Genomic DNA, 13,622 nt, shown 5'->3' on the forward strand with positions numbered 1-13,622 from the left:
TCATTATCAGGGCATCGGAATTCTTTTAGTATTAGAAGTGTAAACAACAGATTTAAGGGAGGCTTATCGATGATAAAAAAATTAGGGACGGTCACATTAGCAGTAGCACTCGCGGGTAGCTTAGCAGCTTGCAGCTCCACCAAAACCGATACAGGGGCAAGCCCAGCGGCGTCCGCGAAAGCATCCGATCAACCGGCAAGTGCGGCTCCTGCCAAGGGAAAAACGAAGCTCGCTTATTGGACGAATGATCGTCACGATATGGACTACATTAAAAGTGTTGTGCAGAAATTCAATGAAACGAATGGCGAAAATATTGAAGTCGAAATTGTTGTCAAAACCGAGGATTTCAATCAAGCGATTGATCTGGCTTTCGCATCAGGGCAAGCACCGGACATTATCCGCGTGAAGGAGAATACCATCCAGCCTTTTGTAGCCAAAGGATACCTCAAACCGATCGATACCTATGTCGATGATACGATGAAGAAAAAATTCCCGATTATTGATGATTTCAACCGCATCGGCGGCAAATTGTACAGTCTTCCGAACTACGGCTCGACCCTGCGTCTTGTTTATAACAAAGACCTGTTCGCCAAAGCGGGTATTGCAGCGCCTCCGAAAACATTGAAAGAAATGGTCGAGGATGCGAAGAAAATTACTGCCGTTGGTAAGGCGAGTGGCTCCTATGGCTTTGCGCTGAACTTCAAGAGCCCAGACAGTGCACTTGGTCGTTCGGCAAGGGTAATCGCGGAAGCGAACGGTGTTGGTGGGTTTGGATTTGATTTCAAAACAGCGAAATACGATTTTACAGGGTTTAAAGATGTTATTCAATCCTTCAAGCAAATGGTAGATGATGGAAGCACATTGCCAGGAATGGAATCGCTTGATATTGATCCGCTTCGCGCTCAATTCGCAGAAGGCAAAATCGGGATGTACCTCTCGTATTCCTCGGAGCCAGGGGTATACGCTAATCAGTTCCCAGCTAAGATTGAATGGGCAGCAGCGCCTGTTCCAACCACGGACGGTACGATTAAAGGGGCAACTTCATTCGTCGGCGGCCAATGGTTAGCAATAAGCAACACAACCAAGAACGCGGATCAAGCTTGGAAATTTATGAAGTTCATGTATGCTGATGATGTGTTGAAAACGTATCATGAGAAAGGTTTCGGCCTATCCATGGTGCCAGCGATTTCTTCCACAGCGAAGAAGCCTGAGATTAAAGGCATTGATGGCTTCTTGCCAAGCGGCAATGATGGTACGTGGCCGTTACAACCAACCGTTACGGTTGAAGGTATGAAATACAATGACGCCTTCTTCAAATATATGATTAGCGGCGGCAACTTGGATCAAATTATTCAAGAATTGAACAAACGCTATAACGATGCGTTGGATAAAGCGGTTGCGAAAGGCGATGTCAAAGTAGCGCCAAATGCAAGCTTTGATCCAATGAAACTGATGATGAAATAGAATCTTCGTTAAGAAGTGAACAGTGAGAGTGGAGTCGAGGCTCCACTCTCGCTCTCTTCTTAGCGCTAAGGAGGAGGGAATGGGATGAACAGAACTCGCCAGATCGGGTTTTCCTACTTATTTTTATTTCCAAGCTATCTGCTGACCATCGTGCTCGGCGTCTATCCGATTGCTTGGGCGATTCGCTACATGTTCTATGAGTACAAGGGCTTCGGGGCACCGACATTTATTGGGATTGATAATTTCAGACGACTTTTCCGGGATACGGAGTATTGGCATTCTGTTATCAATACTTTTGTTTATGCAGGTGGCAAGCTCATCATAACACTTCCGTTATGCTTACTTCTTGCCGTGATCTTAAATTCAAAGCTGCGTGGACGCAACTTCTTAAGAGCTATCTATTTCATGCCAACGATTATTAGCTCGGCTGTTATGGCCGTCGTATTTTTTGTCATTTTCAACTCATACAACGGCATTCTGAATCAATATTTATTAAAGTTTCATATCATCTCTGAAAGAATTGATTGGCTTGGACCTAAGCATGCGATGTTGACAACGATTATCATTGCAGTCTGGGGAGCGGTAGGGAACTACATGCTGTTATTTCTAGCTGGTCTTCAAAATATCCCGAATGATGTGTACGAAAGCTCCTCCTTGGACGGCGCGAATAAATGGCAGCAGTTCTGGTATTTAACGATTCCAATGCTAGGCCCAGTACTTCAGATCGTCATCATGCTTGCGATTATTAATTCCCTCAAAGGGTATGAGAGCATCATGGTTCTCACCGAAGGTGGACCTGTAGGGAAGACGGAAGTTATGTATCTCTATGTGTATAAGCTCTTCTTCCCAACGCCATCGCACGCTTTAACTGAGCAGCAATTCGGCTACGGTAGTGCCGTAGGCTTCATGACCGCTGTCATTGTCGGCATCATCACGCTTGTCTATCATGGGATGTCGAAGCGCCTAAACAAACTTCAATAGGAAGGAGACTCGGGAATTATGGCAGTGACCAATTCAATACCTGCTGCTCAAATACAGAAACCAACACAGTCATTTTCAGTAGGGAGATGGGGTGGGAGAGCGCTTCTCTGGCTATTTTTACTGATAACCGCTTTGCTCATCGTTTTCCCTGTCATTGTGACGTTTTTAGGCTCCTTCATGTCCAATTTGGAGATTACCAAGGGGGGCAAGATATTCCCTTCATCCTGGCATTTTGAAAATTATAAGGAAGCCTGGGTGCAGGCTAACTTCGCGAGATTTACTTGGAACAGCTTGTTCTTGAGTGGAGCAACGACGATCGGCGTATTGACCGTAGCCTCTATGGCAGCTTATGTGGTTGACCGCATCAACTTTCCTGGGAAAGCGATCTATGTGGCAATTCAAGCGTCTACGATGTTTATTTCGATTGGGGCGGTTGTGATTAGACCGCAATTCGAATTGATGGTCAAGCTGCATCTGAATACGAATTTATGGGGCGTAGTCCTTATTCTTGTCAGCGGTCATGCATATATCTTCTTTATTTTACTTAGCTTCCTGAAAGGTATTTCCCGGGAATTAGATGAAGCGGCACGAATCGATGGCTGCTCTAACGCTGGTATTTTCTGGCGAATTATTTTGCCGCTGATGCGCCCAGGACTTGGCGTAGGCGCACTGTTTACCTTTTGCGGAGCGTGGAATGAATATCTACGGCCGTTAGTATTTACAATGACCAATCCGGATCTGCAAACGTTGACGGTTGGCTTATCTTACTTGCGGTACGGGGCATCCGCTGCGGTACAAACGCATTATATGATGGCTGGAGCTTGTCTATCGATTCTGCCGCTGTTACTTGTCTATATGATTGCCAATCGTCAGTTCATGCAAATGACGGCGGGTTCATTGAAAGGCTAGGAGGAACTACAACCATGGATATCAAGCGTTTAGAGCGACTGCGTGGAAACGCAGTTCACACAGAATTTCAATCAGCAATGGCGCTGTTACGACGGGATGCGGATGAAGCGGCGAAGATTACCTTCGCCGTCCGCGCCTATGAGCATGGCGAATGGACACACGATTATCATTGTGATGAAGATGGGACTCGGCTCACTTTCCAATGGGACGAGCCCTTTCTTCATCTCTGCTCGACCTGTGGCAAGGAACGGCGCAGTCAATTGCTTGATGGATGCTGGACATCGATCGCTCATAGCCGTATCGGTCAAGCCGTGTATCATGTAGCGTTACTCTATGCCCTAGAGCCAGATGAGAAACGGCTGCAATTCGTCAAATCATATCTCATGGCCTATGCCGATAACTACGAAACATACGCCATTCACGGCAACATTCCCTATAATGGGCCTGGCAAACTATTTGCCCAAACGCTGGATGAAGCGCATTGGATTACGGATTTGGCGCTTGCTCTCGATATGATTCAGGAGCATCTAAGCCCCGATGAGCTCGCTCATATTCGGGCAGGGCTGCTTGCGCCTTGTGCCCAGTTTCTCATTGCGCATAAAGAAAAGCAAATCCACAATCACTCGGTATTGATTACATCAGCTATTGCCGCGCTTGGGCTGCTATTACGTGATAGGACTGTGCTTGCTGCTGCTTTAGATGGTGAGTACGGTCTGCATGACCAGTTGGATCGAGGAATTATGGAGGACGGCTTATGGTACGAAGGGAATGTTCAGTATCATTTCTACGCGTTGAAATCGCTGCTGCACTACGCCCTTATTGCTGAAGGAACGACTTGGGATATATGGAAAAAGAAAGCGCTGAAGGCGATGTTCGATTATCCCTTGCAGTTGGTTATGCCTAACGGGATGATGCCTACGCTCAATGACGCAGGGCTTGGCCATCATATCGGCACCTATGTGCCGTATTATGAGATCGCCTATGATAGGTATTGGGATGACAAATATCGTTCGCTTTTGAATACGGCTTATGGCACGGCAGAAGCCGATCCACGCATCAAGATCGTGAAACCGGCGCAGCGAGATTCGATCTATGCGCTGATGTTTGGTCAGGACTTGGGCGGGGATATAGCGGAGCTGGACTCACTCGGAGCTGAGGTACAGCGGACACGCTCGTTGCCCGCCAGCGGCTTGACCAAGCTAGTGAACGAAGCAGGCTGGCATGTAATCGTGAAGCACAGCAGATTCGGAGGCGAGCACGATCACATGGATCGCCTGGGGTTATCCGTTATGCACAGCAGTATTCCGATGCTCGTGGATCCCGGCACGACGGCATACGGAGTTCCGGCTCATTACGGTTGGTTTAAGCATACGTACTCGCATAATACCGTGAATATCGACGGGGCAGACCAGCCGCCACGGGACGGGCGATTGATTCAAATGCACGAAGAGCCATGGGGCGCATGGCTGGAAACAGCCGTGGACTGGCTGGCTGAGGACTATGCGATGAAAGATCGCATCATCTTGCCTGCGGAGCTGAATCCATGGGATGTAGACGCCTACCAAGGTGTTCAAATGCGACGAATTAACCTTCTAGCAGAAGACCATCTGTTGGATATCATTCAAGTGAACGTCGCGGTGCCACGATTGGTTCATTGGACTAATCATTTTAGCGGGGAGCTGCTAGGCCGAGATGATACTGTCCAATGGTCTAACTCGGACGCTCCACTTGGCCGATTAGATCAGCGATGGTTGGAAGAGAAGCGGAAGCTGATAGCTGACGTATCCGCCTTCGGCTATCAGATGCGTGAAGGTACGTTGGAGCAGCATGTTTGGTGCTCGCTGCCAAAAATGAGATACACCGCGTTGACGCCGGATAATCCGCTGAGCGGGCAGCGAACATCCTTCATCACAACTGTTCCCGTGGAACAACAGGTGATATTCGTGCAGGCTCTGCATTTTGATCTCAATCAGAAGGAGAAGCCTCAAGGCCGCTTGGAAGTAGCTGCGCAATCTAGTGATACCCTTCATGTGTCGTGGAATCAGGCGGATTCCAAGAGCACTTATGTTGTGAAGCTATACGGCGAAAAAGTGTATATTGAGAAGTTGATCTGATGCCCCTATGATAACTAAGTAAACCAATATGAAATTTTTCAACATCTAGGGAGAAGGGTGTCATCCATGCAAAATAAATTGTCATTCCTCAGTTTTTGGTCAATCAACGACGAATTGATTCTGGAACAGCTGCAAGATCAGTTAGACGAACTCCGTTTAGCGGGGATGGATGGGGTCATTTTTCATCCACGTTTCTATCCAAACAAACCTGTCTATATGAGTGAAGCGTATCTGGCCGTTCTTTCAGATTTGATTTTATATGCCAAATCCACGGGAATGATCTTCTGGATTTACGATGAGAATGGCTGGCCCTCTGGCACAGCCGGCGGTGAAGTGTTCCGAAGGTTGCCCGAATCCACATGTAAGCATGTCAATTGGCTCTCGGATGAGGACGGTCGCAGTGGCAGGCTCGTATTCGGAGAAACGGCAGCCGTCTCCTCCCTAGACCCTGAGGCTACGCAACTATTTATCGAATTCACGCATGAGGGTTATCGCAATGGCTTGCACCCCGAAGCGTTCGATTATGTGACTGGTTTTTTCTCTGACGAAGTCGCGTTCCTGGATGGGCATGGGATTACGGTCAAAACAGGCGCGATCCCTTGGGATGATCGATTCCCAGCGCTGTATGAGAAGAAATATGGTGAAGATTTGCTTCCGCAATTGCCGCTGATGTTCACAACGGGGGACGGCGACGAGGACTTTCGTGTGCGTTACTGGGAAATGCTAACCGATGCCATCATTACGAGTTTCTATCAACCGGTCGCTGACTGGTGTGAAAAGCATGGCAAAAAATTCACAGCCCACGTGAAAGCAGAGGAAAGTCCGTTTTTCCAATTGTCGTATAGCGGTTCAGCCTTTCAAGTGTTAAAAACAGTTGAAACACCAGCGATTGATGCCTTGGAACGTTACCCGGGGAATAATTTTTACCCGCGTATTGCCCATTCCGTTGCGATGCAGCAGGGACGAGATGGGGCGCTGGTTGAAGCCATGGGGGGAAGCGGTTGGGGCGTCTCGCCGGAGTCCTTCACCAATTACGTGATGTGGCTGGCAAGTCATGGCGTGGAACATTTCGTGTTTCACTTGAACCAGCTCAAGCTCACCACCCAAGCGGTGCAAGATTGGCCGCCTTCCATGCCGAGTCATCTTACTTGGAAGGATGCTTTTCCTGCGCTGTTGGCATCACTGCAGGAGCAAGCTGTACAACTGCCTGATTTAAGGGTGAAGCCAGATGTGCTTATTGTAGTGCCAACCCGTGGAATCATGGCGCATTTCAATACGCATGATGCGATGCAAATGAATGAGCATGACGGGTTGAACATTCCTGCCAGTACGGCAGGCATTCTCAATGCGAAGCTGCTTGCGCTCGTAGAAGCTTGCTTCGAGGCCGGGGTTCATTATGAATTGACCGAGGAGCGGGAGATTGAGCAATCGGGTGCGATTAGGGATGGCAAGCTGTGGATTGGCCAGCGTGACTACACGCATGTACTTCTGGCAGATGGTTGCCGTTGGCAGGACCCAGCGATTGTAGAGCGAATGCGTGCAGTGGGGGTTATGCTTTGTGATTCGGAGGACTGGCAGCGTGTACTGCCGGTGAAGCGTGCTGCTCTACTAGCGACTCGGGAGATTTCAAACATTGAGCAGACTTCGTGGACCGCTGAAGTGCCGCAAGAGAATCAAATCTATGTAGAGCTGCAGCCTCAAGACAATGGCAAACTGACAGCACAAATCAACATGAATCAGGCGGAGTGCTATGGCGGAATGACACTCTTTTTACATGATGAGGTGCATGGAGTTCGGTTGAATGATGTGAAATTAGAAGTGCTGCCTACGGCAAGCGGTTTTGAGGCGGTTATTCCTGCATCGTTAACTGTGATGGTGTCGAAGCTGCATTTCGAGGTCACGCCGCTGCCAGGGGGAGAAGCATGCCCGATTGCTTTCCTGCGTGGTTCGTTCATTGTCACGAGTGAAGCTCCATGGATCGAAAAGGACGAGCATCAATGGCTGCTCGAAGGGTCACTAGAGCTAGCTCCTTTGCCTTCCATGATCCAGAGTGAAAACTTGATCTCAGCGGGCTTTCCTTTTGCAGGTTTGCCGATTGCTATGAGTAAAACCATCCAACTAGGAGCAGTAGATCAGGCTGCCCTTGGGCTTACCGATCTATGGGCAGATGCCGCCTTAGTGAAACTGAAGGGGCACGAGCTGGGCTGGTGCTGGGGACCGAATTGGTCTGTACCTCTTCCGCAAGTGATCGAGAAAGGCGCGTATGAGCTGGAGGTCCTGTTATATCCGAGTACTTTCAATGTGTACGGGCCTCATCGGCATATCGACGGCGACCGTTATTTAACGAGTCCAGATCAATATAAAGGTGTTAAAAACTTTGCCGACCGTCCAGATGCTCCTGAACAAACGAAGATGGATGGTGTCCATTTCGTCAAATGGGGTATTGCTGGGGAGGTACGGTTGATTCAATAACTAAAAACCAATAGAAATCTGCCCTTGATATGGAAGTTCCCGCATTCCTGGAACGAGGGCAGATTTTTTATACTTATTCATGTAAGCGCTTTACCAACTCGTCTTAGCGAGAACATCTGAAGGAGGGAATTTATTTGCGCAAAATGAAGGCTTGGCTGATCGGATTATTTTCATTTGTTTTTATCCTTGGGGGTTTAGGGGCTGTGCCTGTTCAGGTTCATGCGGCGACCATCTCTTCCTATGGATTGCCTTCGATCTACACCGCATCCACGGTGTATGGCCTTAAGGTAGATGCTACAACGATTCCAGTCGTTAGTTACACAGGCGATTATGATTATGCCCATTTCTCCATGTCAGGGGCCGCAACCATTGAGATTACGGCTATTGGGCAAGCGAGCATTACGTCCTACTCCATCTCTCCGAAGAAGCTGAATCTGACGGGAACAACGAGTGGCAACAAGCTGACGTTTACAGTCAGTGGCGACGAATATTTGATTGTCAAAATCAACGGACAACGCGCGCTCGTCATCGCAGCTGACCCAGCGGAGACCAACAAACCCGCATCATCGGGGACGGGGATTTATAATGTAAAGAACGCCCCGTACAACGCGGATAGTACAGGTTCGGGTATGGCGACAACCGCCATCCAGAATGCCATTAACGATGCAGCCAACTATACGGGTGGTCAAGGGATTGTCTATGTCCCTGCGGGGATCTACAAGGCGGGGAACCTGCAACTGAAAAGCGACGTCGCCTTATACTTGGAAGGCGGAGCTGTGCTTCGTTTTACAGGAGTGGCGAGTGATTACACGGTGAATTGGCACAAGGATTCACAGAATCGCGACGTCACTTGGTGGCTGTACACCCCGACTGGCGCAGACAATGTCAAAATCTACGGTCGAGGCACGATCGACGGCAACGGCAAATACGCGACCACGACGAACAATTTTGCCAGTAATATTATTGTGCCAATCGGGACGACCAACTTTACCTTCGATGGACCGTTAATTCGCGATTCGGGGTCGTGGGCTGTAACGCCAGCAAGATCGAATGATTTGACTTTCAAAAATCTGAAAATCCTTAACCGCTTCGATATGGGAGAGAACGACGGCATTGATGTGAATGAATCGCAGAACGTACTCGTTCAGCATGGCATCGGCATTGGTTTGGACGATCCTTACACCACGAAATCATGGGATCAGACGACAGATATTAGTCTAAACTGGCCTGGAAGTCCTGAGCCTGTCAGCAATGTTGTATTTGATGATCTGATTTCCTGGACCGTTTGCTTCGGGTATAAAGTTGGTCAAGGCATGAGACAGAATCAAAGCGATGTGACATTTAAAAATAGTGTAGTGTACGACGCATCTGTCGGTATCGGTGTCGATCATAAATATGGTGTTGGTGCGCTCACAAATGTTACCTTCGAAAATATCGATATTGAGCGAATAACTTACACAAATGATAGCATGCGGACATGGGCGTTCTTTATTATTCGTAATGCGGATAGTTTTGGCGGGGGTACGATTAATACGCTGACCGTTAAGGATATTCTAGTTCGCGATGCTGGAACGACGTTGGGTACCCTGAAGGGCTATAGCAGCACCAAAAATATCAGCAATATTACGTTTAACAACGTGGTGATGCCAGGAAGTGCAACGCCAGCTCAAAATTTAGCGCAAATGAACATCCTCAACCGTGCGAATCACACTCCTGTGACGATTCTGCCAACACAGATTGCTGAACCTGTGCAACGACCGAATCTTGCTCTGAATAAGCCAGCAACCGCCTCATCTTCCGCTGCAGCGCCGAGTCTTTCTTTTGACGGCAACTTGGGTACGAGGTGGGGGTCCAGCTATACGAATGCGGAATGGATCTATGTGGATCTAGGGTCATCTGTGTATGTCGATGGTGTGAAGCTTTATTGGGAAGCGGCTTATGGCAAGAACTATCAAATTCAGATTTCTAATGACGGCAGCACATGGACAAATGTATTTAGTACAACTACGGGCGATGGTGGTACTGATGATATTAGCTTCACGTCAACCCTGGCTAGATATGTGAAAATGAATGGAACTCTGCGAGGTTCGGTGTACGGCTACTCTTTATGGGAGTTTGAGGTATATGGATCTGTGAGGAACTTCGCAATGGGGGCAGGTGTGTCTGCGACCAGCTCGGTGGAGAATACGAATTTTGGGGCGGCCAAAATAAATGACGGACAACGCAACAGCGTGACGGGGTCCATGGGTTGGAGCTCTAACAACAGCTTAACCTCGAATCATACCGAATCGGTGACGCTGGATATGGGGGCAAGCAAGACGATCTCGAAGGTCGATCTGTATCCGCGTAATGACACAGGAAATGTTGGTCAAAACTTTCCGATCGATTTCACCATTAAGACCTCTGCCGATAATGTGAATTGGTCGACCGTTGTGACGCGTACGGGGTATGCGCAGCCGGGGAATGCCGTTCAGAGTTTTACGTTTTCTGCGGTATCTGCAAGATATGTAAAAATCGAAGGGACGAATCTGCGCCCGAACCCTACCGATGCGAATCGGTATCGGATGGCGTTTCCTGAGGTGGAAATTTACTAGCACCTAGACCTTCTATTCATGCTCCTGCCCAATCAGTTAACGTCCACAAATCGGATGTTAACTGATTTTTTTCATTGTTAGCTTGTTGGTCATCGGATGCCTTCGCGGTATTGGCTTGGTGAGATGCCATACAACTTCTTGAACATCCGACTAAGATGTAATTGATCCGTATATCCGACTGAGTAGGCGATCTCCTTTATGGAAAGTGACGTGCTCGTCAATAGTTCACATGCTTTGCTCAGCCGGATTTCGCCTAAATAATACTGCGGCGGTGTGCCGACGGCTGCTTTGAAAAGGCTCGTGATATATTTCCGACTTAGTCCCAATGTTTGTGCCATCTCCTCGATCGTAATCGGTTGGGCATAATTGTTTTTTATAAAAGAAATTGCTTGCGCCACATACAAGTCTTTTATGGTCTTCTGCTGCAAGACCGGGGACTCCTGTTGTGAGGATTCCAGTAGCAAGGCTAAGAAGGCATACAGCGCCGAGGTCAACTGCAAAGGCTTGCTGTAAAACTGCTGGTTCGCGTCAAACAGTTTATTGAAGCACTGCCGAATTTCCAACTCCCGATCGCAGGAAATGACAGGATTGTCGGGTGTAAAACCAGCTTGCCGCAAATAATCTTGGACGATGCCACCACCGAAAGCGACCCACGAGAAGTTCCACGGATCCACTTCGTCCGCAGCAAAATATGAAACAACATAGGGAGATATCAGAAAGACATGTCCCTGAGATAAGTGATACGTTTCATTGCCGACACGATAGATCCCCTTGCCACTGTGGATATAGAAAATTTTATAATTCTGTTTAATGGCAGGTCCCCAAGAATGGCCAGGCACGCATTGTTCTGTGCCCGTGTAATAGAATTGGATATCCTGCTGAGCTTCAATCGAGTACTGAGCAATTGTATGGTTAACCATTGGCAGCTGCCTCCTATAAGGTTTGAAAGCGGAATAGGTCATTATGCTATATAGTGCTTCCATTTTATTATAGCAGTGACTTCCAATATGGACTAGAATGAACTCAATTCACATTTACTTATTGCAAAGCGAGGCAAATTAACGTGACGAATATCGAACCTTTTCTGAAAAAAGTACGTCGTTCTCTTGATGCTCATCGAACAAGTTCTGGGGGAGGATACCGTCAAAAGAACTCGGAATCTCTCGAGGCAGATTTGTATGGAACTGCAGATGCCGTCATTTTGCTATACACAATTGGTGAACTACCGCCTGAAGGGAGCATCGAGCGTGCAAGCTTGGTGACAACTTTGCAAGGCTTTCAACAGCAGAAGGACGGGCTTTTTATGGCAGATAGTCACCACCCTGTTCATCGGACGGCGTATGCCGTGGCTGCTTTGGAATTGCTCGACAGTCAACCTTCCCACCCTTTGACTAGCTTGCATCACGTGCGAAGCCGCGAAGGCCTTCACAATTGGATGGAAAGTCTTGACTGGGCTCAACTACCTTGGAGAGAATCACATAAAGGCGCAGGTATTTATGCGGCGATGGTGCTGGCTGGGGAGGTTGACCAAGAGTGGGAGGAGTGGTACTTTGCATGGCTCGATCAAGAGGCAGATCCGGAAACTGGATTTTGGCGAAAGGGAGCTATTCACAACGGTGCTCCGCTGTTCCATCATTTGGCCAGCTCTTTTCATTACCTGTTTAATCTGAACTACCGTAAGCGTCCGATGCAATACCCAAATCAGTGGATTGATACATGCTTGGCTATGTACGATGATGGACAGATTCCACTGAAGCCAGACGTTTTAGGTTTTGTGGAGCTGGATGTCATGTACACATTGATCAGTGCTGCTGAACAAAGTCAACATCGGGCAAATGAACTCCATGCCATGATCAGAGCAATTGGCAGCCATCTTTTAGCCAGTATTACAGCACTTGAAGACGGGTCCGAAGATGACTTATTCGAAGATATGCATTCGTTATGCGGAACGGTTTGCGCATTAGCGCTCGTTCAGTCCGCGATGCCTGAACAGGTTGAGGCGAACCGTGTGCTGCAGAAGATTTTAGACCGACGTCCATTTATCTAATGGTGTAATCAATTGACCGAAAGAGGCGATCTATATGGAATACAATTATTTAGGCAGATCGGGGCTGCGAGTTAGTAAACTCTGTTTGGGCACGATGAATTTCGGTGTGGATACGGAGCAGGCAGAAGCTTTCCGCATTATGGATGCCGCGCTGGATGCGGGTATTCAGTTCTTTGATACCGCTGACATTTATGGCTGGGGAGAAAATTCTGGCGCCACGGAGACGATTATCGGCAACTGGTTCGCACAAGGCGGCAACCGCCGGGAACGTGTTGTGTTAGCGACCAAAGTGTATGAGAAACTTCATAAGCCGCTTTACGGCCCTAATGATGAGAGAGGCTTGTCCCTATACAAAATCCGTCGCCATTTCGAAGATTCGCTACGTCGTCTGCGAACGGATCATGTGGAGCTTTACCAGATGCATCACATTGACCGTCGTACGCCTTGGGAAGAGATCTGGGGAGCATTTGAAGGACTGGTTCAACAGGGGAAAATCGATTATATCGGCTCCAGCAATTTTGCAGGCTGGCATCTGGTGAAAGCGCAGGCGGCGGCCAAAGAACGCCATTTCCTGGGGCTTGTGAGCGAGCAGCATAAATATCATTTGCTGAACCGCCTGCCAGAGCTGGAAGTGTTGCCGGCTGCTCAGGATTTGGGCTTAGGGGTTGTCGTGTGGAGCCCGCTGGCAGGTGGACTGCTTGGCGGCAATGCGCTTTCAGCTGACCAAGGTACGCGCAGAAGCAGACAGAGCGAAGCGCTCGTAGCTAAGCACCGCAATCAGCTGGAAGCTTTCGCGAATTTGTGCAACGAGCTAGGCGAGAAACCCGCGCATGTCGCTTTAGCTTGGCTGCTCGCGAATCCAACCGTGACAGCGCCAATCATCGGGCCGCGTACCGTGGACCAACTGATAGATACGCTCCGAGCGGTGGAGCTTAAGCTGGATGAAGCGACGCTGAGGGAGCTGGATCGCATTTTCCCAGGTCCAGGCGGAGCAGCACCAGAGGCTTATGCTTGGTAAATGTTCATCCATTACATAGAGGG

General features: G+C 48.5%; 9 protein-coding genes. 8 read left to right on the forward strand and 1 reads right to left on the reverse strand.

What is annotated here, in order from left to right:
• Nucleotides 1–69 precede the first annotated feature (69 nt).
• From AC58PV_RS18135 to AC58PV_RS18160, 6 genes are all read left to right on the forward strand, one after another.
• Entirely contained in the window at nucleotides 70–1,464 is a 1,395-nt protein-coding gene (locus tag AC58PV_RS18135; RefSeq protein ID WP_497433645.1) for an ABC transporter substrate-binding protein, read from the forward strand.
• Nucleotides 1,465–1,548: 84 nt separating this feature from the next.
• Nucleotides 1,549–2,445 (forward strand): carbohydrate ABC transporter permease, encoded by an 897-nt coding sequence (locus AC58PV_RS18140; RefSeq protein ID WP_497433646.1) that lies wholly within the window; start codon nucleotides 1,549–1,551, stop codon nucleotides 2,443–2,445.
• An 18-nt stretch (nucleotides 2,446–2,463) separates the two neighbouring features.
• The gene (locus AC58PV_RS18145) at nucleotides 2,464–3,354 is read left to right on the forward strand and encodes a carbohydrate ABC transporter permease (protein ID WP_497433648.1); all 891 of its coding nucleotides are present in this window, start codon (nucleotides 2,464–2,466) and stop codon (nucleotides 3,352–3,354) included.
• 14 nt (nucleotides 3,355–3,368) lie between these two features.
• On the forward strand, nucleotides 3,369–5,468 hold the full coding sequence (locus AC58PV_RS18150) for a heparinase II/III domain-containing protein (RefSeq protein ID WP_497433649.1): 2,100 nt from the start codon (nucleotides 3,369–3,371) through the stop codon (nucleotides 5,466–5,468).
• Between the two features lie 66 nt (nucleotides 5,469–5,534).
• Nucleotides 5,535–7,940 carry a hypothetical protein gene (locus AC58PV_RS18155; protein WP_497433650.1) on the forward strand — a complete coding sequence of 802 codons (2,406 nt, stop codon included), beginning with the start codon at nucleotides 5,535–5,537 and terminating at the stop codon, nucleotides 7,938–7,940.
• A gap of 143 nt (nucleotides 7,941–8,083) precedes the next feature.
• Nucleotides 8,084–10,534: a discoidin domain-containing protein gene (locus AC58PV_RS18160; protein WP_497433743.1), complete on the forward strand. Its 2,451-nt coding sequence runs from the start codon at nucleotides 8,084–8,086 to the stop codon at nucleotides 10,532–10,534.
• A gap of 89 nt (nucleotides 10,535–10,623) precedes the next feature.
• On the opposite strand, the gene AC58PV_RS18165 is transcribed toward AC58PV_RS18160, so the two are convergent.
• Nucleotides 10,624–11,454, reverse strand: coding sequence for an AraC family transcriptional regulator (locus AC58PV_RS18165; RefSeq protein WP_497433651.1), 831 nt, complete (start codon nucleotides 11,452–11,454; stop codon nucleotides 10,624–10,626).
• A 143-nt stretch (nucleotides 11,455–11,597) separates the two neighbouring features.
• Between AC58PV_RS18165 and AC58PV_RS18170 the strand changes: the two genes are divergently transcribed.
• Together AC58PV_RS18170 and AC58PV_RS18175 are read left to right on the forward strand one after the other, a co-directional pair.
• Nucleotides 11,598–12,581 carry a hypothetical protein gene (locus AC58PV_RS18170; protein ID WP_497433653.1) on the forward strand — a complete coding sequence of 328 codons (984 nt, stop codon included), beginning with the start codon at nucleotides 11,598–11,600 and terminating at the stop codon, nucleotides 12,579–12,581.
• Nucleotides 12,582–12,615: 34 nt separating this feature from the next.
• Nucleotides 12,616–13,599 (forward strand): aldo/keto reductase, encoded by a 984-nt coding sequence (locus AC58PV_RS18175; protein WP_497433654.1) that lies wholly within the window; start codon nucleotides 12,616–12,618, stop codon nucleotides 13,597–13,599.
• Nucleotides 13,600–13,622: the final 23 nt, after the last annotated feature.

Source organism: Paenibacillus sp. J22FR83, from assembly GCF_059691955.1.